24 protein-coding genes and 2 tRNA genes are annotated in these 25,298 nt (G+C 56.8%); 21 read left to right on the forward strand and 5 right to left on the reverse strand.

Going from position 1 to position 25,298, the window contains the following annotated elements; genetic code table 11:
• Positions 1 to 58 precede the first annotated feature (58 nt).
• Positions 59 to 1,753, reverse strand: a complete 1,695-nt coding sequence (locus BFL40_RS19885; protein ID WP_071485545.1) for a lactate permease LctP family transporter — start codon at positions 1,751 to 1,753, stop codon at positions 59 to 61.
• Positions 1,754 to 2,015: 262 nt separating this feature from the next.
• Between BFL40_RS19885 and BFL40_RS19890 the strand changes: the two genes are divergently transcribed.
• A complete protein-coding gene (locus tag BFL40_RS19890) occupies positions 2,016 to 2,783 on the forward strand; it encodes a GntR family transcriptional regulator (RefSeq protein WP_071485546.1) in 768 nt (255 codons plus the stop codon).
• 38 nt (positions 2,784 to 2,821) lie between these two features.
• Here the strand turns inward: BFL40_RS19890 and smpB are convergent, their stop codons facing one another.
• Complete coding sequence (gene smpB / locus BFL40_RS19895) at positions 2,822 to 3,304, reverse strand: SsrA-binding protein SmpB (RefSeq protein WP_003176160.1); 483 nt, start codon at positions 3,302 to 3,304, stop codon at positions 2,822 to 2,824.
• A gap of 167 nt (positions 3,305 to 3,471) precedes the next feature.
• Between smpB and BFL40_RS19900 the strand changes: the two genes are divergently transcribed.
• Both BFL40_RS19900 and BFL40_RS19905 read left to right on the forward strand, forming a co-directional pair.
• On the forward strand, positions 3,472 to 3,906 hold the full coding sequence (locus tag BFL40_RS19900; protein ID WP_071485547.1) for a type II toxin-antitoxin system RatA family toxin: 435 nt from the start codon (positions 3,472 to 3,474) through the stop codon (positions 3,904 to 3,906).
• Positions 3,899 to 4,201: an RnfH family protein gene (locus BFL40_RS19905; protein ID WP_071485548.1), complete on the forward strand. Its 303-nt coding sequence runs from the start codon at positions 3,899 to 3,901 to the stop codon at positions 4,199 to 4,201. The genes BFL40_RS19900 and BFL40_RS19905 overlap by 8 nt, the downstream gene beginning before the upstream one ends.
• A gap of 63 nt (positions 4,202 to 4,264) precedes the next feature.
• On the opposite strand, the gene BFL40_RS19910 is transcribed toward BFL40_RS19905, so the two are convergent.
• Positions 4,265 to 4,792 (reverse strand): outer membrane protein assembly factor BamE, encoded by a 528-nt coding sequence (locus BFL40_RS19910; RefSeq protein ID WP_071485549.1) that lies wholly within the window; start codon positions 4,790 to 4,792, stop codon positions 4,265 to 4,267.
• 98 nt (positions 4,793 to 4,890) lie between these two features.
• Here BFL40_RS19910 and fur point away from each other — a divergent pair, with 98 nt between their 5' ends.
• On the forward strand, positions 4,891 to 5,295 hold the full coding sequence (fur, locus tag BFL40_RS19915; protein ID WP_017139266.1) for a ferric iron uptake transcriptional regulator: 405 nt from the start codon (positions 4,891 to 4,893) through the stop codon (positions 5,293 to 5,295).
• Positions 5,296 to 5,380: 85 nt separating this feature from the next.
• Here the strand turns inward: fur and recN are convergent, their stop codons facing one another.
• The gene (gene recN, locus BFL40_RS19920) at positions 5,381 to 7,054 is read right to left on the reverse strand and encodes a DNA repair protein RecN (RefSeq protein ID WP_071485550.1); all 1,674 of its coding nucleotides are present in this window, start codon (positions 7,052 to 7,054) and stop codon (positions 5,381 to 5,383) included.
• Positions 7,055 to 7,308: 254 nt separating this feature from the next.
• Here recN and grpE point away from each other — a divergent pair, with 254 nt between their 5' ends.
• The 8 genes from grpE (at position 7,309) to BFL40_RS19960 (ending at position 17,775) form a co-directional block, all read left to right on the forward strand.
• Complete coding sequence (grpE, locus tag BFL40_RS19925; RefSeq protein ID WP_071485551.1) at positions 7,309 to 7,869, forward strand: nucleotide exchange factor GrpE; 561 nt, start codon at positions 7,309 to 7,311, stop codon at positions 7,867 to 7,869.
• Between the two features lie 102 nt (positions 7,870 to 7,971).
• Positions 7,972 to 9,888 (forward strand): molecular chaperone DnaK, encoded by a 1,917-nt coding sequence (gene dnaK, locus BFL40_RS19930; RefSeq protein ID WP_071485552.1) that lies wholly within the window; start codon positions 7,972 to 7,974, stop codon positions 9,886 to 9,888.
• A 316-nt stretch (positions 9,889 to 10,204) separates the two neighbouring features.
• Entirely contained in the window at positions 10,205 to 11,329 is a 1,125-nt protein-coding gene (dnaJ, locus tag BFL40_RS19935; RefSeq protein ID WP_071485553.1) for a molecular chaperone DnaJ, read from the forward strand.
• 10 nt (positions 11,330 to 11,339) lie between these two features.
• The gene (gene dapB / locus BFL40_RS19940; RefSeq protein ID WP_071485554.1) at positions 11,340 to 12,146 is read left to right on the forward strand and encodes a 4-hydroxy-tetrahydrodipicolinate reductase; all 807 of its coding nucleotides are present in this window, start codon (positions 11,340 to 11,342) and stop codon (positions 12,144 to 12,146) included.
• Between the two features lie 259 nt (positions 12,147 to 12,405).
• Positions 12,406 to 13,542 (forward strand): glutamine-hydrolyzing carbamoyl-phosphate synthase small subunit, encoded by a 1,137-nt coding sequence (carA, locus tag BFL40_RS19945; protein WP_071485555.1) that lies wholly within the window; start codon positions 12,406 to 12,408, stop codon positions 13,540 to 13,542.
• Positions 13,543 to 13,647: 105 nt separating this feature from the next.
• Positions 13,648 to 16,869, forward strand: a complete 3,222-nt coding sequence (gene carB, locus BFL40_RS19950; RefSeq protein ID WP_071485556.1) for a carbamoyl-phosphate synthase large subunit — start codon at positions 13,648 to 13,650, stop codon at positions 16,867 to 16,869.
• Positions 16,866 to 17,342 carry a transcription elongation factor GreA gene (gene greA / locus BFL40_RS19955; RefSeq protein ID WP_071485557.1) on the forward strand — a complete coding sequence of 159 codons (477 nt, stop codon included), beginning with the start codon at positions 16,866 to 16,868 and terminating at the stop codon, positions 17,340 to 17,342. Before carB ends, greA begins: the two co-directional genes overlap by 4 nt.
• A gap of 28 nt (positions 17,343 to 17,370) precedes the next feature.
• Complete coding sequence (locus BFL40_RS19960) at positions 17,371 to 17,775, forward strand: MFS transporter (RefSeq protein WP_071485558.1); 405 nt, start codon at positions 17,371 to 17,373, stop codon at positions 17,773 to 17,775.
• Positions 17,776 to 17,785: 10 nt separating this feature from the next.
• On the opposite strand, the gene yhbY is transcribed toward BFL40_RS19960, so the two are convergent.
• A complete protein-coding gene (yhbY, locus tag BFL40_RS19965) occupies positions 17,786 to 18,094 on the reverse strand; it encodes a ribosome assembly RNA-binding protein YhbY (protein WP_028617972.1) in 309 nt (102 codons plus the stop codon).
• A gap of 105 nt (positions 18,095 to 18,199) precedes the next feature.
• On the opposite strand from yhbY, the gene rlmE reads away from it, so the two are divergent.
• The 9 genes from rlmE (at position 18,200) to rimP (ending at position 25,264) form a co-directional block, all read left to right on the forward strand.
• Positions 18,200 to 18,850, forward strand: coding sequence for a 23S rRNA (uridine(2552)-2'-O)-methyltransferase RlmE (rlmE, locus tag BFL40_RS19970; protein WP_071485559.1), 651 nt, complete (start codon positions 18,200 to 18,202; stop codon positions 18,848 to 18,850).
• Positions 18,851 to 19,050: 200 nt separating this feature from the next.
• On the forward strand, positions 19,051 to 20,961 hold the full coding sequence (gene ftsH / locus BFL40_RS19975) for an ATP-dependent zinc metalloprotease FtsH (protein ID WP_071485560.1): 1,911 nt from the start codon (positions 19,051 to 19,053) through the stop codon (positions 20,959 to 20,961).
• An 8-nt stretch (positions 20,962 to 20,969) separates the two neighbouring features.
• On the forward strand, positions 20,970 to 21,821 hold the full coding sequence (folP, locus tag BFL40_RS19980) for a dihydropteroate synthase (RefSeq protein WP_071485561.1): 852 nt from the start codon (positions 20,970 to 20,972) through the stop codon (positions 21,819 to 21,821).
• A 16-nt stretch (positions 21,822 to 21,837) separates the two neighbouring features.
• Complete coding sequence (gene glmM / locus BFL40_RS19985) at positions 21,838 to 23,175, forward strand: phosphoglucosamine mutase (protein WP_071485562.1); 1,338 nt, start codon at positions 21,838 to 21,840, stop codon at positions 23,173 to 23,175.
• Positions 23,176 to 23,241: 66 nt separating this feature from the next.
• Entirely contained in the window at positions 23,242 to 23,997 is a 756-nt protein-coding gene (tpiA, locus tag BFL40_RS19990; RefSeq protein WP_003194193.1) for a triose-phosphate isomerase, read from the forward strand.
• Positions 23,998 to 24,001: 4 nt separating this feature from the next.
• Entirely contained in the window at positions 24,002 to 24,385 is a 384-nt protein-coding gene (secG, locus tag BFL40_RS19995) for a preprotein translocase subunit SecG (RefSeq protein ID WP_010206600.1), read from the forward strand.
• 22 nt (positions 24,386 to 24,407) lie between these two features.
• A tRNA-Leu gene (locus BFL40_RS20000) sits at positions 24,408 to 24,493 on the forward strand.
• Between the two features lie 96 nt (positions 24,494 to 24,589).
• Positions 24,590 to 24,666: transfer RNA gene (locus tag BFL40_RS20005), tRNA-Met, on the forward strand.
• A gap of 139 nt (positions 24,667 to 24,805) precedes the next feature.
• The gene (gene rimP / locus BFL40_RS20010; protein WP_003235029.1) at positions 24,806 to 25,264 is read left to right on the forward strand and encodes a ribosome maturation factor RimP; all 459 of its coding nucleotides are present in this window, start codon (positions 24,806 to 24,808) and stop codon (positions 25,262 to 25,264) included.
• The last annotated feature ends 34 nt before the right edge of the window (positions 25,265 to 25,298 follow it).

A 25,298-nucleotide genomic window follows, 5' to 3' on the forward strand; every position in this document is an offset into this window, starting at 1 on the left:
AATAGCTGACGCCGGAATCGTTGTCCGGCGTCGATTTTTACCCTATTACGTGCAGGTCTCAGTGCACCAGCATACCGGTGAACCAATAAGCCTGTGCCAGTGTGATCAGCCCGACAATCGTGGCAAAGAACAGGCTGTGCTTGAGGGTGAAACGGAACAGGTCGGATTCTTTGCCCACCAGGCCGGTGGCGGCGCAGGCCACGGCGATCGATTGCGGGGATATCATCTTGCCGGTCACGCCGCCGCTGGTATTGGCGGCTACCAGCAAGATGTCGTTGACGCCAATCTGGTGGGCGGTGGTGGCTTGCAGTGAGCTGAACAAGGCGTTGGACGATGTGTCGGAACCTGTCAGGAAAACTCCCAGCCAGCCGAGGAAAGGCGAGAAGAACGGGAAGGCAGCACCGGTTCCGGCCAGAACCAGTGCCATGGTCGAGGACATGCCGGAGTAGTTGGTGACGAAGGCGAAAGCCAGCACCATGCCGATGGACAGGATTGGCCAGCGCAGTTCGTAGAAGGTTTCTTTTAAAGTGGTAAGACCAGTTTTAATGTCGATTTTCAGTACCAGCATCGAGACCAGTGCGGAGAAGAAAATGGCGGTGCCGGTCGCTGAGATTGGGTCCAGTTTGAAAACGGCTGGAATGGCGGTCGGGTTGGTAACAATCGGGGCTACCTTGACCACCAATTGATCCAGATGCGGGATCGCGAAGTTGAATACCCAGCTGTACATCGAACCGCCCGCAGCGAACATCGCCTTGAAGGGCTTGAGGGTCCAGATGGTGACTAATACGGTCAGGATCAGGAACGGTGACCAGGCCTTGAAAATCTGGCCCAGGCTGTAGGGCGAAGCGATCGTTTGGCGCGGCTGACCGAATCCGCCGGTGCTGGCGGTGATCACTGCGCTGGACGTCGCGCCAGCAATCTGCGCGCCTGCGGTGCGCTTGGGTTGCCAGATTTTCAGGAACAGGGTTAGCGAGATCAAGCTGGCCAGGGCTGAGGTGATGTCCGGCAGTTCCGGGCCGATGAAGTTGGAGGTGAAGTATTGGGTGACGGCAAAGCTCAGGCCTGCCACCAAAGCCGCTGGCCAGGTTTCGCGAACACCGCGTAAGCCATCCATCATGAACACCAGCCAGAACGGTACGAACAGTGACAGCAGTGGTAGCTGGCGGCCGGTCATGGCGCCGATTTTAAACGCATCAATGCCGGTCACTTGCCCGGCGACGATGATCGGGATACCCAGTGCGCCGAAGGCGACAGGCGCGGTGTTGGCGATCAAGCAAAGGCCGGCGGCGTACAGCGGGTTGAAACCCAGGCCGACCAGCAGTGCGGCGGTAATCGCTACGGGGGCGCCGAAACCGGCCGCACCTTCCAGGAAGGCACCGAAGCAGAAGCCGATGAGCAATACCTGTAGGCGTTGGTCATCAGTGATCGCCAGGACCGAGCTGCGGATGATCTCGAACTGGCCGCTTTTGACTGTCAATTTGTAGAGAAACACTGCCGCGACGATGATCCATGCGATGGGCCACAGGCCGTAAGCAAAGCCATAGCCAGCGGCGGCCAGCGCCATGTCTACCGGCATCTGGAAGGCAAAGATCGCCACCAGGATCGACAGCGCCAGGGTGATGCTGCCAGCCACGTGGCCTTTGAGGCGAAACACGGCCAAAGCCAGGAAGAAGAATACGATCGGAATAACGGCGGCCAATGCGGACAGGCCGAGGCTGCCGAGAGGGCTGTAGAGCTGTTGCCAGGTTTGCATATGGGATGGCCCCTAATTGTTGTTGGTCAGGCACTATTTGGTCAGCTTGGATAATTGGTATTACCAATTTACAATCGCTGTTGGCTAGATTAAAAGCCTTGGTAGGGGTGTGTCAATTTGCCGCCCGCGAAACTTTGGTCGTAGGGTCGGTCGCGGGAAGTTCTGATCGGATAAATCGAAGGTGTTCTGATAGGTGCTGCAAGCGCGGCGATAGGCCAGAATAGAGGCCCCGGCGAGTGGTCGGGATTGTGGAGAGTGAGTTATGGGGTTTGATCAGGTGCGTCAGCGCCGTTTGTCTGACGATATTGTCGAGCAGCTTGAGGGCATGATCCTTGAGGGCACGCTGAAATCGGGCGAACGCTTGCCTGCCGAGCGCGCTCTGGCTGAGCAATTTGGCGTGTCGCGCCCGTCGTTGCGCGAGGCGATCCAGAAGCTGGCGGCCAAGGGGTTGTTAGTCAGTCGTCAGGGCGGCGGCAACTATGTGGCGGACTCTCTGGGATCTACCTTCAGCGACCCGCTGCTGCACCTGTTGGAAAACAACCCCGAGGCTCAGCGTGATCTGCTGGAGTTTCGTCAGACCCTGGAAGCTTCGTGCGCTTATTACGCCGCGTTGCGCGCGACTGAAGTCGATCGCGAGCGGCTGACAGCGGCTTTCGAGGCGTTGCAGGATTGCTACACGCGTTCTGATGAGGTGAGTCGCGCGGAGGAGGGAGCGGCAGATGCGAGGTTTCACTTGGCCATCGCCGAGGCCAGCCATAACGCGGTGTTGCTGCACACCATTCGCGGGCTGTTTGATTTGCTCAAGCGCAACGTGGTGACCAATATCGGCGGCATGTATCAGCAGCGTACGGAAACCCGTGACATGCTGATCAGCCAGCACCGGGATTTGTATCTGGCGATTATTGAGGGGCGGGCCGAGCAGGCGCGGGAGGTCTCAACACGTCACCTGCTGTATGTGCAGGAAGTGCTGGAGGAAGTACGTCAGGAGGTTCAGCGCGTGGCGCGGGCAGAGCGACGTAAAGGCATGTAGCCCGGGGTGAGCCACCCAGGGCTACATCGCCACAAGGATTACTCTTCCTTGCCTTTGTTGCGTACGGCGCGATGCAGCTCACGGTTGGAGTCACGTTCGCGCTCAGTGTCGCGCTTGTCGTATTCCTTCTTACCCTTGCCCAGCGCGATCTCGCACTTGACCAGGTGCTTGCTCCAGTACCAAGACAGGCAGATGCAGGCGTAGCCCTTCTGCTGTACAGCGGCAGCAAGCTTTTCCAGCTCGCGAGCGTTGAGCAATAGCTTACGCGTGCGCACCGGGTCGGCAATTACGTGGGTGCTCGCGGTGGTCAGCGGGGTGATATGACTGCCGAGCAGCCATGCCTCGCCATCCTTGAGCAATACGTAGCTGTCTACCAACTGCAGCTTGCTGGCGCGCAGACTCTTTACTTCCCAGCCGGCCAGGACCAGACCAGCCTCGAATCGATGTTCGATGAAGTAATCGTGTCGCGCCTTTTTATTTTGCGCGATGGTCCCTGTGGGGTGTTTCTTTTGTTTAGCCATAGGGGCGGCATTATAGGGAGTTGCGAGCGTGTCGGCTACGGTCAACCTGCGTGCTTGAGCGTGTTGGACGAATCCCGGACAATGTGGGCAACTCTTTGGTTTTTTCTCTCGCGAATCGGGCTGTTCTTTCGCGATGTTTGCCGCCCAGCTGTGGAAATAACGCTCACATGACGACGCATATTCAACGTTCGGCCCTACTGCCTTATCCGGCGCAGGCGCTCTATGACCTGGTCAACGACGTGGCGCGTTACCCGGAATTTCTGCCTTGGTGCTCCACCGCCGAAGTTCTGGAGAGCAGTGATGAGCACATGGTCGCCAGTGTTGGGGTGGCCAAGGCGGGTCTCAGTCAGTACTTTGTCACGCGCAATATTTTAGTGCCTGGGCAATCTATTGAAATGAATCTGCAGGAAGGGCCGTTCACCCAGTTGCATGGTGTGTGGGTGTTCAAGGCGCTGACTGACAAGGCCTGCAAGATCAGCCTGGACCTGTCCTTTGATTACGCCGGGCCGATTGTGCGAGCGACGTTGGGACCTTTGTTTAATCAGGCGGCCAATACTTTGGTAGATGCGTTCTGTCAGCGAGCCAAACAATTGCATGGTTGAAATCGAAGTGGTGTATGCCGCGGTGGATCGTCAGGTCTTGTTGGCGGTATCGGTGCCGTCGGGCACAAGCTTGAGAGCGGCGGTACAAGCGTCGGGGATTGCAGTGGTGTTTCCGGAGCTGGCGCTAGATGAATGCCCTTTGGGTGTGTTCGGCAAGGTGGTTGCGGACGCGGATGTGCGTGCTGTGCAGTCAGGTGATCGTATTGAGATTTACCGGCCCTTGCTGGCAGACCCCAAAGAAGTGCGTAGGCTGCGTGCGGCCAAGGCGGCGATGGTCAAGCAACAGAACTCATGAGACTGCCAATCAGCAGGCAACAAAAAGCCCGGCATGCCGGGCTTTTTGTTGAGTATCGCAAAATTACTGCGGGCTGGTGTCCAGAGGCTGCGGCGCTGGAACCGGAACGGTTTTCACGCCATCAACGTCCTTCTGGATCTGATCCAGCAAGGAGCCTGGCTTGGCCGGTGCTTCTGGCTTCGGCTTCTCGACTTCCTGCGCAGGCGCAGCCACGTTGGTGCCGTTATCCTTGCCCAGCAGGGCTTCGTCGCGGCTTACGCCGGGCATGAAGTCACCGGACAGGCTGACAAGCTGGTCATTGCCATTGAAGATGACGCTGACGCGCTCCTGCTGGCGCTCACCGCCACCTGGCTGGATGCTGTAGAGATAATCCCAGCGATCGGCGTGGAAAGTGTCGGTCAGCAGAGGGTTACCCATGATAAACCGTACTTGCCGTCGGGTCATTCCCGGGCGTAACTGGTCTATCATGTCCTGCGTGACGACATTGCCCTGTTGGATGTCGATTTTGTAAACCCCGGGGAATGAACAACCGGCGAGTGCGAGCAGTCCCACAAAGGTGAAACTGGTTAGCAAGAGCTTGGTGTTTTGCATCGGTGGGCGACTTCCACTATCTTGGCTGGGACAACGTAAACGCCGATCATACCCGTATTAAGAGAAGCTGCGAAGCAGCATCCGCGAGAAAGCTAACCATGGTTGAAAATAGCGAACTACGCAAAGCCGGTCTTAAAGTGACTCTGCCACGAGTCAAGATTCTACAAATGCTCGATTCTGCTGAGCAGCGCCACATGAGTGCCGAAGATGTTTACAAGGCGCTGATGGAATCTAACGAGGACGTTGGCCTGGCTACGGTTTACCGTGTGCTGACCCAGTTTGAAGCCGCAGGGCTGGTGGTTCGTCATAATTTCGACGGCGGTCATGCAGTGTTCGAATTGGCTGACGGTGGTCATCACGACCACATGGTTGACCTTGATACCAATGAGGTTATCGAGTTCACCAGTCCGGAAATCGAGAAGCTCCAGCACCAGATCGCTGAGCAGCATGGATTCGATTTGGTGGACCATAATCTGGTTCTGTACATCCGTAAGAAAAAGTAAAAATCGACGCAGATTTGCTCTGCAAAACGATTGAAGGCGACCTTAGGGTCGCCTTCGTGCTTTCTAAAGAGAGGAAATTGTCAGCTTAAGCCTTGGCTGCTACGACCATCTTTTTAGCGTGGGCCAAGGACTCCTTGGTCAAGTCGATACCGCCAAGCATCCGTGCCACTTCCTCCACGCGTTCGGTCTTGTTCAGCTTGGACACGGCTGTGTGCGTTGCGTCGTTGCCACGCACCTTATGAACAAACAGATGCTGATGCCCTTGGGCGGCCACCTGTGGTAAGTGGGTCACTGTAAGCACCTGGCCGCGATCTCCCAGGCGGCGCAACAGCTGGCCGACAATCTCCGCCGTCGGCCCGCCGATACCAACGTCCACTTCGTCGAATACCAGTGTAGGTACCCGAGAGGTTTGGGCGGTGATCACTTGTATCGCCAGGCTGATCCGCGACAGCTCGCCACCGGACGCTACTTTGGCCAATGCCTTGAGTGGTTGCCCGGGGTTGGCGCTGACCAGCAGTTCCACTTGTTCCATGCCTTGGGGTTGCAGCTCGTTGCTGGTGTTGGTGCGCAATTCGATGGTGAAGCGCCCGCCTGGCATGCCCAGGCGCTGGATTTCCTGCTCCACTGCGCTGGCCAGGCTGGTGGCTGCTTGATGGCGAAGGTCGCTGAGTTCGCGGGCCTTCTCTTTATAATGGCGGGCAAAAGAGGCGAGCTCGTCGCCCAGTCGCTCAATGGACTCGTCATTCGCGTTCAGGGTTTCGATTTCATCCAGCAATTTCTGCTGCATCGTCGCCACCTCGGTGGGCTGGATCCGATGCTTGCGTGCCAAGGTATAGATGGTGTCCAGGCGTTCCTCGATTTCCTGTAGACGCGCCGGGTCCGCATCGAAGTGATCAAGGAAGCGGTTCAGTTCACCCACGGCTTCCTCTACCTGAATTTGTGCACTGGTCAGCAGGGTAGTGGCTTCGTTCAGTGAGCCGGACGCGCTATTCACGCTGGACAAGCGATTGAGGCTGGCTGTTAGTGCGTTGAGCACATTGCCCGAATCGCTCTCGCTGCATTGTTCTACCACCTGGCGGCAAATACCCAGCAGGGTTTCGGCATTGGTGAGGTTCTTGTGTTCTTGCTCCAGCTGCTCCAGCTCAGTTTCGCCCAGGCCCAGGCTTTCCAGCTCTTCAAGCTGATAGCTGAGTAATTGGTGGCGAGCGCGCTGCTCGTCACCGGAGTTGGAGAGGCGCTCAAGTTCCTGGCGAGTCTGACGCCAGCGTTGGGCGGCCAGTTGTACCTGGCGGGCAAGATCAGTCGCACCGGCATATTCATCAAGCAGGCGTCGGTGGGTGTCGGTTTTCAGCAGAGATTGGTGTTCATGCTGGCTGTGGATATCAATCAGCAACTCGCCCAAGGCTTTCAAGTCACCCAGAGGGCAGGGCGTGCCGTTGATATAGCCGCGTGAGCGTCCTTCCGCTGTGATGACCCGGCGCAGGATGCACGGGCCTTCATTATTAAGATCGCGCTCGGCCAGCCAGGCTTCGGCCTCGGGAATATCCGCAAGGTCAAAGGTGGCGAGGATATCGGCCTTGTCCGCTCCGGGGCGCACTACGCCGCTGTCGGCGCGATCGCCGAGGGTCAGGCCCAGGGCGTCGAGCATGATCGACTTGCCGGCGCCGGTTTCGCCTGTGATTACGCTCATCCCGCGATCCAGTTCGAGATCCAGATGTTCAACGATGGCGTAGTTATGTACGGACAGGTGCACGAGCATGACGGCCGCTCCCAGGCTTTAAGTCTGGTTATTTATACAGTGTTTTGCTCGGGGCTGACAATCCTGGTGCTTAGCTCGATTTGCTTGAATGTCTTCTTCATTTAGAGCGATGAGGAATGAGTGCATGGGAATTGGGTTGGGGCACTGGAAAGACTTTTGGTAACGCCTACGCCCTTGAACCTGGAAATTGTGGCCCCATATACCGGAACAGAAGCGCGAGTTGAGTTCGCGCATGATTTTGAAAGGAGAAATCTATGGCTGACGAACAGACGCAGGATACGCAAACTCCAGACGCCAATTCGGCTGTCGGTGATGAACTGACAACTCGTGTGCAAGTGCTCGAAGAGCAATTGGCTGCTGCGCAGGATCAGTCTTTGCGTGTTGCCGCCGATCTGCAGAACGTCCGCCGCCGTGCCGAGCAGGATGTAGAGAAGGCTCACAAGTTCGCGCTGGAAAAGTTCGCCGGTGATCTACTGCCGATCATTGACAGCTTGGAGCGTGGCCTTGAGTTGTCCAACCCGGACGACGAGAACATCCGCCCAATGCGCGAAGGGATTGAACTGACCCTGAAAATGTTCCAGGACACCCTGAAACGTTATCAGTTGGAAGCTATCGATCCGCAAGGCGGCGAACCCTTTAAAGCTGAGCATCACCAGGCGATGGCCATGCAAGAAAGCCATGACTTGGAGCCTAACAGTGTCTTGAAAGTGTTCCAGAAGGGCTATCAGCTCAACGGTCGCTTGCTGCGCCCTGCAATGGTGGTGGTGAGCAAGGCTCCTGCACCTGTTGCACCTTCTATTGATGAGCAGGCTTGAAATCCGCCGCAAGGCCCCCATTTATAAGTCAAGCGTTTAAGTGCTACCGCAGTTAGCCACCACTGCTGCGGCAACCAAATTCAAGTTTCGGGAGAGTAAATCATGGGCAAAATTATCGGTATCGACCTGGGAACCACCAACTCCTGCGTCTCCGTGCTGGAAAACGGCGTTGCAAAAGTTATTGAAAACGCCGAAGGCGCGCGTACCACGCCGTCGATCATTGCTTACGCCAACGACGGTGAAATCCTGGTTGGTCAGTCGGCCAAGCGTCAGGCTGTCACCAACCCGCACAACACTCTGTACGCGGTAAAGCGTCTGATCGGTCGTAAGTTCGACGAAGAAGTCGTGCAGAAAGACATCAAGATGGTCCCTTACAAAATTGCCAAGGCTGACAACGGTGACGCCTGGGTTGAAGTAAACGGCCAGAAAATGTCGCCGCCGCAAATCTCGGCTGAAATCTTGAAAAAGATGAAGAAAACCGCCGAAGACTACCTCGGTGAAGCAGTGACTGAAGCGGTAATCACCGTTCCAGCCTACTTCAACGACAGCCAGCGTCAGGCGACCAAAGACGCCGGCCGTATCGCGGGCCTGGACGTAAAACGTATCATCAACGAACCAACCGCAGCTGCTCTGGCTTACGGTATGGACAAGGCCAAGGGCGACCACACTGTGATCGTTTATGACCTGGGTGGCGGTACTTTTGACGTCTCCGTAATCGAGATCGCTGAAGTTGACGGCGAGCACCAGTTCGAAGTGTTGGCCACTAACGGTGACACCTTCCTCGGCGGTGAAGACTTTGACATTCGTCTGATCGACTACCTCGTTGACGAATTCAAGAAAGAAAGCGGCATGAACCTCAAGGGTGACCCGCTGGCCATGCAGCGCCTGAAAGAAGCTGCTGAAAAAGCCAAGATCGAGCTGTCTTCCGCTCAGTCGACCGACGTTAACCTGCCGTACATCACTGCAGACGCTACCGGTCCTAAGCACTTGAACGTGAAGATCTCGCGCGCCAAGCTGGAAGCACTGGTTGAAGACCTGGTTCAGCGCACCATTGAGCCTTGCCGCATTGCTCTGAAAGATTCGGGTATCGACGCTTCCAAGATCGACGACGTGATCCTGGTCGGTGGTCAGACCCGTATGCCACTGGTTCAGAAGCTGGTGACCGAGTTCTTCGGCAAAGAAGCACGTAAAGACGTGAACCCGGACGAAGCTGTTGCCATGGGTGCTGCCATCCAGGGCGCGGTATTGGCTGGTGACGTGAAGGACGTGTTGCTACTGGACGTAAGCCCGCTGACCCTGGGTATCGAAACCATGGGTGGCGTGATGACTGCTCTGATCGAGAAAAACACTACGATTCCTACCAAGAAATCCCAGGTGTTCTCGACTGCCGACGACAACCAGGGCGCTGTGACCATTCACGTGCTGCAGGGTGAGCGTAAGCAAGCGGCTCAGAACAAGTCCTTGGGCAAGTTCGACCTGGCCGAGATTCCACCAGCACCACGTGGCGTGCCACAAATCGAAGTAACCTTCGACATCGACGCCAACGGCATCCTGCACGTAGGTGCCAAAGACAAGGCTACTGGCAAAGAGCAGAAGATCACCATCAAGGCCAACTCCGGCCTGTCTGATGAAGAAATTCAACAGATGATTCGTGATGCGGAAACCAATGCTGAAGCCGATAAGAAGTTTGAAGAGTTGGCTGGTGCCCGTAACCAGGGCGATGCGCTGGTTCACTCGACGCGCAAAATGGTCGCTGATGCTGGCGACAAAGTGACTGCTGAAGAGAAGGTCGCGATCGAAGCTGCCGTGGTTGCCCTGGAAGCCGCTATTAAAGGCGACGACAAGGCTGCCATCGAAGCCAAGGTTGAGGAGTTGTCCAAAGTCTCCGCACCAGTTGCTCAGAAAATGTACGCCGAACAAGGCCAGCCTGCCGAAGGTGCTGCACAGCATGCAGAGCCTGAAGCCAAGCACGACGATGTTGTCGATGCCGAGTTCGAAGAAGTCAAAGACCACAAGTAAGTTGGTCGCCCGGTTGACCGCTATCAAGCGGTGACTGGTAGGATGTCGCCGCGCGGGAGCTTGCTCCCGCGTTGGTGTGTCTGGGATATGCAAATTTTTACAGCATGCGACAGTGTTCGGGTGCTGGCGGTGTGATCGGGAATGCTCCTGCTTTCCGAGCGATATATACCGCGTTTTTGGCTGGGTCTCGGCTAAAAGTAGTAATGACCAGGATCGTTGAATTGACGTGAGTTGGGTCCGGGCCTGTATTGGGGCTCAACGAGTTTGGCGGGGCTCAGGAGGGTCTCGCCGAACGTCCTTAAGAGTGCAAAGACTTATGGCAAAGCGTGACTATTACGTAGTGTTGGGTGTGGAGCGCAGCTCCAGCGAGGCAGACCTGAAAAAGGCTTACCGTCGCCTGGCGATGAAGCACCACCCGGACCGTAATCCAGATAGCAAAGAATCCGAAGAGATGTTCAAAGAGGCCAACGAGGCCTATGAATGCTTGAGTGATCCGAACAAGCGCGCGGCCTACGATCAGTATGGTCATGCCGGTGTCGACCCTAGCATGGGTGGCGGCGGTGCTGGTTTTGGCGGTCAGAATTTCTCCGATATTTTCGGCGATGTATTCAGTGACTTCTTCGGCGGTGGTCGTGGCGGTCAGCGTGGCGGCGCCCAACGTGGTAGCGACCTGCGCTACACCCTGGAGCTGAACCTGGAAGAAGCCGTGCGCGGCACCAGCGTCAATATCCGTGTGCCGACACTGGTCAACTGCAAGCCGTGCGACGGTTCTGGTGCCAAGAAAGGCTCCTCGCCGATCACTTGTCCGACCTGTGGCGGTATTGGTCAGGTCCGCATGCAGCAGGGCTTTTTCTCGGTGCAGCAGACCTGTCCACGCTGCCATGGCCAAGGCAAGATCATTTCCGATCCATGTGATTCCTGCCACGGCGAAGGCCGCGTCGAGGAGTACAAGACTCTTTCGGTGAAAGTGCCGGCGGGCGTGGACACGGGTGATCGTATTCGTCTGTCGGGCGAAGGTGAGGCGGGTACTCAGGGTGGGCCTGCGGGTGACCTGTACGTGGTGATCAATGTGCGCGAGCATTCGATCTTCCAGCGTGATGGCAAGCACCTGTTTTGCGAAGTGCCGATCAGCTTTGTCGATGCAGCCTTGGGTGGCGAGTTGGAGATTCCGACGTTGGATGGTCGGGTCAAACTCAAGATCCCTGAGGGGACTCAAACCGGCAAGCAATTCCGTATCCGTGGCAAAGGCGTCGCGCCGGTGCGCGGTGGTGGTGCTGGCGACCTGATGTGTCGCGTGGCGGTGGAAACGCCGGTCAACCTGAATCGTCGTCAGCGCGAACTGCTTGAGGAGTTCCGCAGTTCGCTGGATGGTGATAGCTCGCATTCGCCGCAAAGCACTGGCTTTTTCGATGGCGTGAAGCGCTTCTTTGGCGACCTGTAAGGACGTGAGTATGCGACGTATAGCCGTAATGGGCGCTGCCGGGCGCATGGGTAAGACGCTGGTCGAGGCGGTGCAGCAGCGCTCGCCGGCCTCCGGGCTGACGGCGGCGATTGTTCGTCCAGGCAGTACATTGATCGGTGCGGATGCCGGTGAGCTGGCCTCGTTGGGGCGTATTGGTGTTTCGCTATCGGGCAGCCTGGAGCAGGTGGCTGACGAGTTCGACGTGCTGATCGATTTCACATTGCCGGAAGTGATGCTGAAGAACCTGGCCTTCTGTCGTAAAGCGGGCAAGGCCATGGTGATCGGTACCACGGGCTTGAGTGCTGAGCAGAAGCAGCTGCTGGTGGAGGCGGGCAAGGATATTCCGGTCGTGTTCGCCGCCAACTTCAGTGTCGGTGTGAATCTGTCGCTCAAGTTGCTGGATCTGGCGGCGCGCGTGCTGGGTGACGAGGCGGATATCGAGATCATTGAGACCCATCATCGCCATAAGATCGATGCGCCATCGGGTACTGCACTGCGTATGGGTGAGGCTATCGCTGACGCGCTGGGTCGTGACCTGTCGAAAGTGGCAGTTTACGGGCGCGAAGGCCATACCGGCGAGCGTGCGCGTGACACCATCGGCTTTGCGACCGTGCGCGGTGGTGATGTGGTTGGTGATCACACCGTGTTGTTCGCCACCGAAGGCGAGCGCCTGGAAATTACGCACAAGGCGTCCAGTCGCATGACATTCGCCAAGGGGGCGGTACGTGCTGCACTCTGGTTGGAAGGTCGTGAGCCTGGTCTGTACGACATGCGAGATGTGCTGGATCTGCACTAATCAGTAGCTAAAACGGGGCCCCAGGATTACTCTAGGCCCCCGTTTTTACCCGCTAAGCGACGTCCTGTCGCATTCTCCTGCCTTTAAGGCTCATTAGCGGTGGACCAAAAAAGCCTTTTTCTGTAAGCTACAGCTTTAGTGTGTCCACTAAAAGCGCGCAGAATAATTCAGTGAAGAAGCGGGGTGACGTGTCCATACGTCACTCCGCTTTTTTACAACCTGCGATCGCCCTTTCAGGCTTTATTTACGGGAGGTCTTCTTGACTAAGCCAGCCATACTCGCCCTTGCTGATGGCAGCATTTTTCGCGGCGAAGCCATTGGAGCCGACGGTCAAACCGTTGGAGAGGTGGTGTTTAACACCGCCATGACCGGCTATCAGGAAATCCTTACCGATCCTTCCTACGCCCAACAGATCGTTACCCTGACCTACCCGCACATCGGCAATACCGGTACTACGCCGGAAGACATTGAGTCTGATCGTGTCTGGTCGGCCGGCTTGGTCATTCGTGACTTGCCACTGGTTGCGAGCAACTGGCGTAACACGATGTCGCTGTCTGATTACCTGAAAGCCAACAACGTTGTAGCGATCGCCGGTATCGATACGCGCCGCCTCACACGCATCCTGCGTGAAAAAGGCTCGCAGAACGGCTGCATCATGGTCGGTGACAACATTTCCGAGGCGGCGGCCATCGCTGCGGCTCAGGGCTTCCCCGGCCTGAAAGGCATGGACTTGGCAAAAGTTGTCAGCACCCAAGAACAGTACGAATGGCGCTCCACTGTTTGGGACTTGAAGACCGACAGTCACGCAACTATCGAAGCTGCTGAGCTGCCGTACCATGTTGTTGCCTACGACTACGGCGTCAAGTACAACATCCTGCGCATGCTGGTCGAGCGTGGTTGCCGCGTGACTGTGGTACCTGCTCAAACCCCGGCCAGCGACGTACTGGCCTTGCAGCCGGACGGCGTATTCCTGTCCAACGGCCCGGGTGACCCTGAGCCTTGCGATTACGCCATCCAGGCAATCAAGGAAGTGCTCGAAACCGAGACTCCGGTGTTCGGTATCTGCCTCGGGCACCAGCTGCTGGCCCTGGCATCCGGTGCCAAGACCCTGAAAATGGGCCATGGTCACCACGGTGCCAACCACCCTGTGCAAGACCTGGACACCGGCGTTGTGATGATCACCAGCCAGAACCACGGTTTTGCGGTGGATGAAGCGACCTTGCCGGGCAACGTCCGTGCAATTCACAAGTCGCTGTTCGACGGTTCCCTGCAAGGTATCGAGCGCACCGACAAGAGCGCGTTCAGCTTCCAGGGCCACCCTGAAGCAAGCCCGGGCCCGAACGACGTAGCGCCGCTGTTCGACCGTTTCATCAATGAGATGGCCAAGCGACGCTGACTGAGCGGTTTGCGGGTGGCCCCGAACTCCGGTGGCCCCCGCAGGCTCTTCAAAGATTGTTCAAGACGGCTTGCCGACTGACCTGCGGATTTGAGTGACAAACCCATGCCAAAACGTACAGACATAAAAAGCATCCTGATTCTCGGCGCTGGCCCGATTGTGATCGGCCAGGCTTGCGAATTCGACTACTCCGGCGCCCAGGCCTGTAAAGCCCTGCGCGAGGAGGGTTACCGCGTCATCCTGGTGAACTCCAACCCGGCCACCATCATGACCGACCCGGACATGGCCGATGCCACTTACATCGAGCCGATCAAATGGCAGACCGTTGCCAAGATCATCGAGAAAGAGCGTCCAGACGCGCTGCTGCCAACCATGGGCGGCCAGACCGCTTTGAACTGTGCCCTGGACCTGGAGCGCGAAGGCGTCCTGGAAAAGTTCGGCGTAGAGATGATTGGCGCTAACGCCGACACCATCGACAAGGCTGAAGATCGTTCGCGTTTCGACAAGGCCATGAAATCCATCGGCCTTGACTGCCCGCGTTCCGGTATCGCCCACAGCATGGAAGAGGCCAACGCGGTTCTCGAAAAGCTGGGCTTCCCGTGCATCATCCGTCCGTCCTTCACTATGGGCGGCACCGGTGGCGGTATTGCTTACAACCGTGAAGAGTTCGAAGAAATCTGCGCGCGCGGTCTGGACTTGTCTCCGACCAAAGAGCTGCTGATCGACGAATCCCTGATCGGCTGGAAAGAATATGAAATGGAGGTTGTCCGCGATAAGAAGGACAACTGCATCATCGTTTGCTCCATCGAAAACTTTGACCCGATGGGCGTGCACACTGGTGACTCGATCACCGTTGCTCCGGCGCAGACCCTGACGGACAAGGAATATCAAATCATGCGTAACGCCTCGTTGGCGGTACTGCGTGAGATCGGCGTGGAAACCGGCGGTTCCAACGTTCAGTTCGGTATCTGCCCGGACACTGGCCGCATGGTCGTTATCGAGATGAACCCGCGTGTATCGCGTTCTTCGGCGCTGGCATCGAAGGCTACTGGCTTCCCGATTGCGCGCATCGCTGCCAAGCTGGCGATCGGTTACACCTTGGACGAGTTGCAAAACGAAATCACTGGCGGCGCTACGCCAGCGTCTTTCGAGCCGTCGATCGACTACGTCGTGACCAAGCTGCCACGTTTTGCTTTCGAGAAGTTCCCGAAAGCTGACGCGCGCCTGACCACTCAGATGAAATCGGTCGGTGAAGTCATGGCCATCGGCCGGACCTTCCAGGAATCCCTGCAGAAAGCTCTGCGTGGTCTGGAAGTGGGTGTTTGCGGTCTGGACGAGAAACTCGACCTGAGCAATCCGGAAAGCATGAGCGTGCTCAAGCGTGAGCTGACCGTGCCGGGTGCTGAGCGTATCTGGTACGTAGCTGACGCCTTCCGCGCCGGCATGACTGTCGAAGATATCTTCGGCATGAACATGATCGACCCGTGGTTCCTGGTGCAGATCGAAGATCTGATCAAGGAAGAAGAGAAGGTCAAGACCTTGGGTCTGGCTAGCATCGACCGTGACATGATGTTCCGCCTCAAGCGCAAAGGCTTCTCCGACCAGCGCCTGGCTAAGCTGCTGGGTGTGACTGAGAAGAACCTGCGCACCCATCGCCACAAGCTGGATATCTACCCGGTCTACAAGCGCGTTGACACTTGCGCGGCCGAGTTCGCCACCGACACCGCGTACCTGTACTCCACCTACGAGGAGGAGTGCGAGGCTGCGCCGTCGGGCCGCGACAAGATCATTATCCTTGGTGGTGGTCCAAACCGTATCGGCCAGGGCATCGAGTTCGACTACTGCTGCGTACACGCCGCTCTCGCCCTGCGCGAAGATGGGTACGAGACCATCATGGTCAACTGCAACCCGGAAACCGTTTCTACCGACTACGACACCTCCGACCGCCTGTACTTCGAGCCAGTAACACTGGAAGACGTGTTGGAAATCTGTCGCGTCGAGAAGCCAAAAGGCGTGATCGTGCAGTATGGCGGCCAAACCCCGCTGAAACTGGCTCGCGCCCTTGAAGCTGCTGGCGTGCCGATCATCGGCACCAGCCCTGATGCCATTGACCGTGCCGAAGACCGCGAGCGCTTCCAGCAAATGGTTGAGCGCCTGAATTTGCGTCAGCCGCCAAACGCCACTGTGCGCAGCGAAGACGAAGCCATCCGTGCAGCCAGCAAGATCGGCTACCCGCTGGTGGTGCGTCCGTCCTACGTACTGGGCGGTCGTGCGATGGAAATCGTCTACGAAGAAGAAGAACTCAAGCGTTACCTGCGTGATGCGGTGAAAGTGTCCAACGACAGCCCAGTGCTGCTGGACCACTTCCTCAACTGCGCCATCGAAATGGACGTGGACGCTGTTTGTGACGGTACCGACGTAGTCATCGGCGCGATCATGCAGCACATCGAACAGGCTGGTGTTCACTCCGGTGACTCTGCATGTTCGCTGCCTCCGTACTCGCTGCCTGTGCACATCCAGGACGAAATGCGCGAGCAGGTCAAGAAGATGGCCTTGGAATTGGGCGTGGTCGGTCTGATGAACGTACAGTTGGCGCTGCAAGGCGAAGACATCTACGTCATCGAAGTCAACCCACGTGCATCGCGTACCGTGCCGTTTGTTTCCAAGTGCATCGGTGTGTCCCTGGCCATGATCGCTGCCCGCGTGATGGCGGGTAAGACTCTGAAGGAAATCGGCTTCACCAAGGAAATCATTCCTAACTTCTACAGTGTGAAAGAGGCGGTGTTCCCATTCGCCAAATTCCCTGGCGTGGACCCGATCCTGGGCCCAGAGATGAAGTCCACCGGTGAAGTGATGGGCGTGGGCGATACCTTCGGCGAAGCATTTGCCAAAGCCCAGATGGGCGCCAGCGAAGTGCTGCCGACCGGTGGTACTGCGTTCATCAGCGTGCGTGATGATGACAAGCCACTGGTTGCAGGCGTGGCGCGTGATCTGATCAACTTGGGCTTCGAAGTCGTGGCTACCGCCGGGACCGCCAAGCTGATCGAAGCTGCCGGCCTGAAAGTGCGTCGCGTGAACAAGGTGACGGAAGGCCGTCCGCACGTGGTCGACATGATCAAGAATGACGAAGTTACTCTGATCATCAACACTACCGAAGGTCGCCAGTCGATCGCGGATTCCTACTCCATTCGTCGTAACGCCCTGCAGCACAAGATTTACTGCACCACCACCATTGCTGCTGGCGAAGCCATCTGCGAAGCGCTCAAGTTCGGTCCGGAAAAGACCGTGCGTCGCTTGCAGGATCTACACGCAGGATTGAAGGCATGACCAAATACCCAATGACCGTCCAGGGTGCTAAGGCCCTGGAAGAGGAGCACATCCATCTGACCAAGGTCGTCCGTCCGAAGCTGAGCCAGGATATCGGTACGGCCCGCGAGTTGGGTGACTTGAAGGAAAACGCCGAATACCACGCTGCTCGTGAGCAGCAGGGTATGGTCGAGGCGCGGATCCGCGACATCGAAGGCCGTATGCAGAATGCGGTCATCATCGACGTCACGACCATTCCGCATACTGGCAAAGTGATTTTCGGCACCACCGTGGAAATCGCCAACGTCGAGACTGATGAGCGCGTTGTTTATCACATCGTGGGCGAAGATGAGGCTGACTTCAAACTCGGTAAAATCTCCGTCGGTTCGCCGCTGGCCCGCGCCTTGATTGCCAAGGAAGAGGGTGATGTGGTGGCTGTGAAGACGCCTAGCGGCGTAATCGAGTACGAGATTGTCGAAGTTCGTCACGTCTGAAAGGCGGCGCCCGCTTTACGCGGGCGCCATGCTTTGGCAGCTCTCCCAGATGCTTTGGGTAGGCGGCCTGTGGTTGTTGCATATTGGTGTACTGCCGGTGCTGGGTCTGATTGGCCTGGCACCGCTGCTGATCGATGAGATCGATGGATTGCTGAGTGCGTTGCTGGTGGGTTTTGCGGCGGCGTGCGTGACGCTCCAAGTGCTGGTGCTGATCAAGGCCGAAGGCTTGGGGAGTTTGTGGCGGGATATTCGCGGCCAACTGCTGTTGATGGCGCTGTATGCGTGCGCAATGTTTTGCGTTGTGCATGTGTGGCTGCCGGAAGCGTTGCGCTGGCAGCTATTCAGTTATCTTGTGCTAGGGTTCTCCGGTTTGGTGCTGGTTATACAGCCGGCGCCGGGATGGAGTGGCGGGGCGCGCGAAGCACGCCCGTGACCCTTGTTGTTTACTTGAAGCGATGAACGTTCGATAGTTGCTTGTTGACGCTGAAGTTCTTGCGATACAGCAGCGCCATCTTGCCGATGACCTGAACCAGGTCCGCTTTGCCTGCCTTGCACAGTTCTGCAATGGCAGCCAGGCGCGCTTCGCGGTCAAGGATGTTGACCTTGATCTTGATCAGTTCGTGATCGTTCAGCGCGCGTTCGAATTCGGCTAACACACCTTCAGTCAAACCGTTGTCTGCCACAATCAGAACTGGTTTCAGATGGTGGCCAATGGATTTGTACTGTTTCTTCTGCTCTTGAGTGAGCGGCATAATCTGACCCCTGCGTCTGATCTTGTAAAAAGCGGCGGCCAGTTTACCCGAGCGAGTCCGGGACCGCCCAGTTAATCACGACCCGTTTTATTTTCGAGGTGGCCCGTGGCCCGTTCCAAAACTAGCCTTAAGTGGCTGCAAGAGCATTTCAACGACCCTTACGTCAAAATGGCGCAGAAGGATGGCTACCGCTCCCGTGCCAGCTACAAGCTGCTTGAGCTTCAGGAAAAGGACAAATTGATCCGCCCTGGCATGACCGTTATCGATCTGGGGGCCGCCCCTGGTGGCTGGTCCCAAGTGACCAGTCGTCTGATTGGTGGGCAAGGTCGTTTGATCGCCTCCGATATCCTGGAAATGGACAGCATCCCGGATGTGACCTTCGTCCATGGCGACTTTACCCAGGACGCCGTATTGGCTCAGATCCTTGAGGCTGTGGGAAATTCGCAGGTAGACCTTGTGATTTCCGACATGGCCCCCAATATGAGTGGATTACCGGCCGTTGATATGCCGCGAGCGATGTTCCTGTGTGAGCTGGCGCTGGATTTGGCGGGTCGGGTACTGCGTCCGGGTGGTGATTTCCTGGTCAAGGTCTTCCAGGGTGAAGGTTTCGACGAGTATCACAAGAACATCCGTAAGTTGTTCGACAAGGTACAGATGCGCAAACCAGACTCTTCTCGAGGCCGGTCTCGCGAGCAATATCTGCTGGGTCGCGGTTTCCGCGGCATCGAAGGCGCCGCCAGTGATGAGCGTCTTTGAGGATTTGAGGGGGGGCGATAGGTTTTTTTATATCGCTTTCGTCACGAAGCTTTACGAATATTGTGTAGTCAAAGTTTCACAAAGGGTTACAGACGGTGCCTGCCAGAGTTGTAGGTAATGTAGTAAGTTAGGCCGGTGAATATCATGCGAAGCGCGCGCCAGTAGCGGAGCTTGCTTCAGAGGGTAGTTAATTGAACGATATGGCAAAGAATCTTATCCTGTGGTTGATCATCGCGGCTGTCCTGGTGACAGTGATGAACAACTTCTCCAGCCCTAACGAGCCGCAGACCCTCAACTATTCCGACTTCATCCAGCAAGTTAAGGATGGCAAGGTCGAACGCGTAGCGGTTGATGGCTACGTGATTACCGGCAAACGCAATGATGGCGACAGCTTCAAGACCATTCGTCCGGCAATCCAGGACAACGGTCTGATCGGCGACCTGGTGGATAACCATGTGGTTGTTGAAGGCAAGCAGCCTGAGCAGCAGAGCATCTGGACTCAACTCCTGGTGGCCAGCTTTCCGATCCTGGTGATCATCGCCGTGTTCATGTTCTTCATGCGCCAGATGCAAGGCGGTGCGGGAGGCAAGGGCGGACCTATGAGTTTCGGCAAGAGCAAGGCGCGCCTGCTCTCCGAAGATCAGGTAAAGACCACCCTGGCTGATGTTGCCGGTTGCGACGAAGCCAAGGAAGAAGTGGGTGAGTTGGTTGAGTTCCTGCGCGATCCGGGCAAGTTCCAGCGTCTGGGCGGCCGCATTCCTCGCGGTGTGCTGATGGTCGGTCCTCCGGGTACCGGTAAAACCTTGCTGGCCAAGGCCATTGCTGGTGAGGCCAAGGTGCCGTTCTTCACCATTTCCGGCTCTGACTTCGTCGAAATGTTCGTCGGTGTCGGTGCCAGCCGTGTTCGCGATATGTTCGAGCAGGCCAAGAAACACGCGCCATGCATCATCTTCATCGACGAAATCGATGCCGTTGGTCGCCATCGTGGTGCCGGTATGGGCGGTGGTCATGATGAGCGTGAGCAGACCCTCAACCAATTGCTGGTAGAGATGGATGGCTTTGAAATGAATGACGGTATTATCGTCATTGCTGCGACCAACCGTCCGGACGTACTGGACCCTGCGTTGCTGCGTCCAGGTCGTTTCGACCGTCAGGTTGTGGTTGGCTTGCCGGACATCCGTGGTCGCGAACAGATTCTGAAAGTACATATGCGCAAGGTGCCGATGGGCGACGACGTGGCTCCGGCCGTGATTGCCCGTGGTACTCCAGGTTTTTCTGGTGCTGACCTGGCCAACCTGGTGAACGAGGCTTCGTTGTTCGCTGCCCGTACCGGCAAGCGCATCGTTGAAATGAAAGAGTTCGAGCTGGCGAAAGACAAGATCATGATGGGTGCCGAGCGCAAATCCATGGTTATGTCTGAAAAAGAGAAACAGAACACGGCTTATCACGAAGCTGGTCACGCCATTGTTGGTCGCGTTGTGCCTGAGCATGATCCGGTCTACAAGGTGTCAATCATTCCTCGCGGTCGGGCGTTGGGTGTAACCATGTTTCTGCCGGAAGAGGATCGTTATAGTCTCTCCAAGCGCGCACTGATCAGCCAGATCTGCTCGCTCTACGGTGGCCGAATTGCTGAAGAGATGACCCTTGGCTTCGACGGTGTGACCACTGGGGCTTCCAACGACATCATGCGTGCCAGCCAAATTGCGCGAAACATGGTGACCAAGTGGGGCTTGTCGGAAAAACTCGGTCCTTTGATGTATGCCGAGGAAGAAGGCGAAGTGTTCTTGGGTCGCGGTGGTGGTGGTCAAAGCGCCAGCTTCTCTGGTGAGACAGCCAAGCTGATTGACTCCGAGGTGCGCAGTATCATTGATCAGTGCTACGGAACTGCCAAGCAGATCCTGACTGACAATCGCGACAAGCTGGATGCCATGGCTGATGCGCTGATGAAGTACGAGACCATTGACGCCGAGCAGATCGACGACATTATGGCGGGGCGCGCACCGCGTGAACCTCGTGACTGGGAAGGTGGTTCGGGTACTTCGGGCACTCCGCCTGTAGCTCAGAACGAACGCCCTGAAACCCCGATTGGCGGCCCGGCAGCTGACCTCTAAGGTTTGAAATGACTTCTGTGTTGTCCTCTACCTGGTTGCCTTGCGGCAACCGGGTTCTCGATTTGGCCCATACGCACGTTATGGGTATTCTTAACGTAACCCCTGACTCTTTTTCCGACGGCGGTCGCTTCAGCCAGCAGGATGCCGCATTGCGTCATGCAGAGGCGATGGTGGCGGCGGGCGCGACCTTGATTGATGTCGGTGGCGAGTCGACCCGGCCTGGTGCTCGCATTGTCTCCCCCTTGGAGGAGCTGGAGCGGGTAGCGCCGATAGTCGAGCGTATTGCTCGCGAGCTGGATGTGATCATCTCGGTTGATACATCGACCCCGGCCGTGATGCGTGAGACTGCGCGCCTGGGGGCGGGGTTAATCAACGATGTTCGCTCCCTTCAGCGAGACGGCGCTCTGGATGCTGCCGCGGCAACTGGTTTGCCTGTATGCCTGATGCATATGCTGGGAGAGCCCGGCAACATGCAGGACAGCCCGCACTATGATGACCTTGTTGGCGAGGTGAGCGGTTTTCTCGCTGAGCGGATGGCTCGGTGCGCTGCGGTGGGGATTCCTGCCGAAAAGATCATCCTTGATCCTGGATTTGGCTTTGCCAAGACCCTGCAGCACAATTTAAGCCTGTTCAAACACATGGAGTCCCTGCACGCCCTTGGTCGGCCGCTATTGGTCGGTGTTTCGCGCAAGAGCATGATAGGGCTGGCGTTGAATCGTCCAGTGGGTGAGCGGTTGTACGGCGGCCTGGCACTTGCGGCGCTTGCGGTGACTAAGGGCGCGCGTATTTTGCGAGTGCACGACGTCGCTGAAACGGTCGATGTGGTGCGCATGATGGCCGCTGTAGAATCTGCCGAATAAGAATGATGGAGCACTTATGACTAAAAAATATTTTGGCACCGACGGTATTCGTGGTCGGGTCGGCGAATTTCCGATTACCCCTGATTTCATGCTCAAGCTGGGTTGGGCGGCAGGTATGGCGTTCCGTAGCATGGGCGCGTGCCGCATCCTGGTGGGCAAGGACACCCGAATTTCGGGGTACATGTTTGAATCCGCGCTGGAGGCGGGTTTGTCTGCTGCCGGCGCTGATGTGATGTTGTTGGGCCCAATGCCGACGCCGGCAATCGCTTACCTGACGCGTACCTTTCACGCTGAAGCCGGTATCGTGATCAGTGCCTCGCACAACCCTCACGATGATAATGGCATCAAGTTCTTCTCGGGTCAGGGCACCAAGTTGCCGGACGAGATTGAGTTGATGATCGAAGAGTTGCTGGATGCGCCGATGACGGTGGTCGAGTCCAGCAAGTTGGGCAAGGTTTCGCGCATAAACGATGCGTCTGGCCGCTACATCGAATTCTGTAAGAGCAGCGTGCCGACGAGTACCAATTTTGCCGGGCTGAAGATCGTTGTCGATTGCGCTCACGGCGCAACTTACAAAGTGGCGCCGAGTGTATTCAATGAGCTTGGTGCGGATGTAACGGTGCTGTCGGCTCAGCCGAATGGCTTGAACATCAACGAAAACTGTGGCTCCACCCACATGGGGCAGTTGCAAGCTGCTGTCTTGGCTGAGCGTGCCGACCTCGGTATCGCCTTCGATGGTGATGGCGATCGTGTCCTGATGGTGGATCATACGGGTGCCGTAGTGGATGGTGATGAGTTGTTGTTCATCATTGCTCGCGACCTGCATGAGCGTGACAAGCTGCAAGGTGGCGTCGTTGGTACCCTTATGAGCAATTTGGGTCTGGAGTTGGCTCTGGCCGATCTTGGGATACCCTTTGTTCGTGCAAATGTGGGGGACCGGTATGTGATTGCCGAGCTGCTGGAGCGTGGCTGGCAGGTAGGTGGTGAGAATTCCGGGCATGTTGTCTGCTTCCAGCACACGACCACTGGCGATGCAATTATTGCTGCGCTGCAGGTGTTGCTGTCCCTGCGTCGTCGTGGTGAGAGTCTTGCCCGGGCGCGCCAGGCTTTGCGTAAGTGCCCACAGGTTCTGCTCAATGTGCGCTTCGCCGGTGGCGAAAACCCGATCGAGCATCCTGCTGTCAAAGAGGCTTGCGAGCGCGTAACCCTTGCAATGGCGGGGCGTGGCCGTGTGTTGCTGCGTAAGTCCGGCACAGAGCCTCTGGTGCGCGTTATGGTCGAAGGTGACGACGAAACACAGGTTCGCGGCCATGCCGAAGACCTGGCAAAACTGGTAACTGAAGTTTGCGCCTGAATTCGGCTTGCCAGTGATGATGTGGTTGGGTAACATCTGCGCCCACTTTGACCGACGAGGTACAGCATGCGTCGCACTATGGTAGCTGGTAACTGGAAGATGCACGGTACCCGCGCCAGTGTCGCTGAGCTGATCAATGGCCTTCGTCACTTGGCATTGCCTAGCGGTGTTGATGTCGCGGTTTTTCCGCCTTGCTTGCATATCAACCAAGTGGTTGATGGCTTGAAAGGTAAGTCGATTCAGGTCGGCGCGCAGAACTCTGCGGTGGAGCCGATGCAAGGTGCGTTGACGGGTGAGATTTCGCCGAGTCAGTTGGTTGATGCGGGTTGTTCCTATGTGCTTGTCGGGCACTCCGAGCGCCGTCAAATGATGGGCGAGCGTGATGGGACGCTCAATCGCAAGTTCGCAGCGGCACAGGCTTGTGGCTTGATTCCGGTGTTGTGCATAGGGGAGACCCTGGAGCAGCGCGAATCAGGCAAGACTCTTGAGGTTGTCTCGCGTCAGCTGGGCAGCATCATTGAGGAGCTGGGTGTTGGTGCGTTTGCAAAGGCAGTAATTGCTTACGAGCCGGTCTGGGCTATTGGCACTGGGCTGACTGCTACACCGCAACAGGCGCAGGATGTGCACGCAGCCATCCGCGCGCAGTTGGCGGCAGAGAATTCTGAGGTTGCACAAGGTGTGCGGCTTCTATACGGCGGCAGCGTGAAGGCGGCCAATGCGGTCGAACTGTTCGGCATGCCGGATATCGATGGGGGGCTCATTGGTGGGGCTTCCCTGAATGCAGATGAGTTCGGTGCGATCTGTCGCGCCGCGGGAAACTGAAAAAATGCTGGAAACAGTCGTAGTCGTTTTTCATCTGTTGGCTGCCCTGGGCGTAGTTGCCCTGGTTTTGTTGCAACAGGGTAAAGGTGCGGATGCTGGTGCGTCTTTCGGTGCAGGTGCTTCAAATACTGTGTTCGGAAGCCAAGGTTCCTCTACCTTTCTTAGTAAGTTTACTGCTATACTTGCCGCCGGTTTCTTCATAACCAGCTTAGGGTTAGGTTACTTTGCTAAAGAGAAAGCTCATGTGCTGACTCAAGTAGGTTTGCCAAACCCAGCGGTGTTGGAAGTACCAAAAGCAAAACCGGCTTCTGATGATGTCCCGGTGCTTCAAGAGCAAAAGTCGGCTACTCCAGCGACTGACGTACCTCCAGCTCAAGAGCAGAAGTAAGAAGGGTTGTAATAGCTGTATTGCCGAGGTGGTGGAATTGGTAGACACGCAACCTTGAGGTGGTTGTGCCCATAGGGTGTAGGGGTTCGAGTCCCCTTCTCGGTACCAATTATCAGGAGAGCCCGCTGTTGCGGGCTTTCTTGTAGGTGGAAGGTTACATTGACCCTGTAAGGGATCGGTCGTATACTTCCGCCCCAGCTTTGTCGCGGGGTGGAGCAGTCTGGTAGCTCGTCGGGCTCATAACCCGAAGGTCGTCGGTTCAAATCCGGCCCCCGCAACCAGTTTTAGCGGAGCCCCTTTTAAGGGGCTTTTTGTTAGCTGGACACTTTCAACGCCGCTGTTCGACGGCGTTTCAAGGATGGGCGTTTCGCCCATTTTTTATTTTGCACAGCATGCACATACATGCACGAGGGGGTTCAGGTGTCGAGCAAGCTAGAAGAGTTGCAGGCCTTGTTGGCCCCGGTGGTCGTGGCCCTAGGCTATGAATGCTGGGGTATTGAGTTTTCGGCTCAAGGTCGCCACTCAATGTTGCGCGTTTATATCGATAAAGAGGGCGGTGTGCTGGTGGACGACTGTGCCATTGTCAGCCGTCAGATCAGTGGTGTCCTGGATGTTGAAGATCCAATCTCCGTTGAATACACCCTCGAAGTTTCCTCGCCAGGCATGGAACGCCCACTGTTCACTATTGATCAGTTTGCAAAATTTGCCGGTGAACAAGTGAAGATCAAGCTGCGATCTCCCTTTGAAGGGCGACGCAACTTTCAGGGCCTTCTGCGCGGTGTAGAAGAGCAGGATGTCGTGGTGCAGGTAGAAGACCATGAATTCCTGTTGCCGATCGATATGATCGACAAGGCCAACATTATTCCCAGTTTTGACTGAGACGCGGATCCCGCGGATCCAATGGCTTGCGAAA

It is taken from the genome of Pseudomonas costantinii, from assembly GCF_001870435.1.
Classification (GTDB): Bacteria; Pseudomonadota; Gammaproteobacteria; order Pseudomonadales; family Pseudomonadaceae; genus Aquipseudomonas; species Aquipseudomonas costantinii.

Excerpts from the sequence above, each read along its gene's own strand:
- BFL40_RS19885 (WP_071485545.1), bottom strand. The coding sequence starts at position 1,753 with ATGCAAACCTGGCAACAGCTCTACAGCCCTCTCGGCAGCCTCGGCCTG.
- BFL40_RS19890 (WP_071485546.1), top strand. The coding sequence starts at position 2,016 with ATGGGGTTTGATCAGGTGCGTCAGCGCCGTTTGTCTGACGATATTGTC.
- smpB (WP_003176160.1), bottom strand. The coding sequence starts at position 3,304 with ATGGCTAAACAAAAGAAACACCCCACAGGGACCATCGCGCAAAATAAA.
- BFL40_RS19900 (WP_071485547.1), top strand. The coding sequence starts at position 3,472 with ATGACGACGCATATTCAACGTTCGGCCCTACTGCCTTATCCGGCGCAG.
- BFL40_RS19905 (WP_071485548.1), top strand. The coding sequence starts at position 3,899 with ATGGTTGAAATCGAAGTGGTGTATGCCGCGGTGGATCGTCAGGTCTTG.
- BFL40_RS19910 (WP_071485549.1), bottom strand. The coding sequence starts at position 4,792 with ATGCAAAACACCAAGCTCTTGCTAACCAGTTTCACCTTTGTGGGACTG.
- fur (WP_017139266.1), top strand. The coding sequence starts at position 4,891 with ATGGTTGAAAATAGCGAACTACGCAAAGCCGGTCTTAAAGTGACTCTG.
- recN (WP_071485550.1), bottom strand. The coding sequence starts at position 7,054 with ATGCTCGTGCACCTGTCCGTACATAACTACGCCATCGTTGAACATCTG.
- grpE (WP_071485551.1), top strand. The coding sequence starts at position 7,309 with ATGGCTGACGAACAGACGCAGGATACGCAAACTCCAGACGCCAATTCG.
- dnaK (WP_071485552.1), top strand. The coding sequence starts at position 7,972 with ATGGGCAAAATTATCGGTATCGACCTGGGAACCACCAACTCCTGCGTC.
- dnaJ (WP_071485553.1), top strand. The coding sequence starts at position 10,205 with ATGGCAAAGCGTGACTATTACGTAGTGTTGGGTGTGGAGCGCAGCTCC.
- dapB (WP_071485554.1), top strand. The coding sequence starts at position 11,340 with ATGCGACGTATAGCCGTAATGGGCGCTGCCGGGCGCATGGGTAAGACG.
- carB (WP_071485556.1), top strand. The coding sequence starts at position 13,648 with ATGCCAAAACGTACAGACATAAAAAGCATCCTGATTCTCGGCGCTGGC.
- greA (WP_071485557.1), top strand. The coding sequence starts at position 16,866 with ATGACCAAATACCCAATGACCGTCCAGGGTGCTAAGGCCCTGGAAGAG.
- BFL40_RS19960 (WP_071485558.1), top strand. The coding sequence starts at position 17,371 with ATGCTTTGGCAGCTCTCCCAGATGCTTTGGGTAGGCGGCCTGTGGTTG.
- yhbY (WP_028617972.1), bottom strand. The coding sequence starts at position 18,094 with ATGCCGCTCACTCAAGAGCAGAAGAAACAGTACAAATCCATTGGCCAC.
- ftsH (WP_071485560.1), top strand. The coding sequence starts at position 19,051 with ATGGCAAAGAATCTTATCCTGTGGTTGATCATCGCGGCTGTCCTGGTG.
- folP (WP_071485561.1), top strand. The coding sequence starts at position 20,970 with ATGACTTCTGTGTTGTCCTCTACCTGGTTGCCTTGCGGCAACCGGGTT.
- glmM (WP_071485562.1), top strand. The coding sequence starts at position 21,838 with ATGACTAAAAAATATTTTGGCACCGACGGTATTCGTGGTCGGGTCGGC.
- tpiA (WP_003194193.1), top strand. The coding sequence starts at position 23,242 with ATGCGTCGCACTATGGTAGCTGGTAACTGGAAGATGCACGGTACCCGC.
- secG (WP_010206600.1), top strand. The coding sequence starts at position 24,002 with ATGCTGGAAACAGTCGTAGTCGTTTTTCATCTGTTGGCTGCCCTGGGC.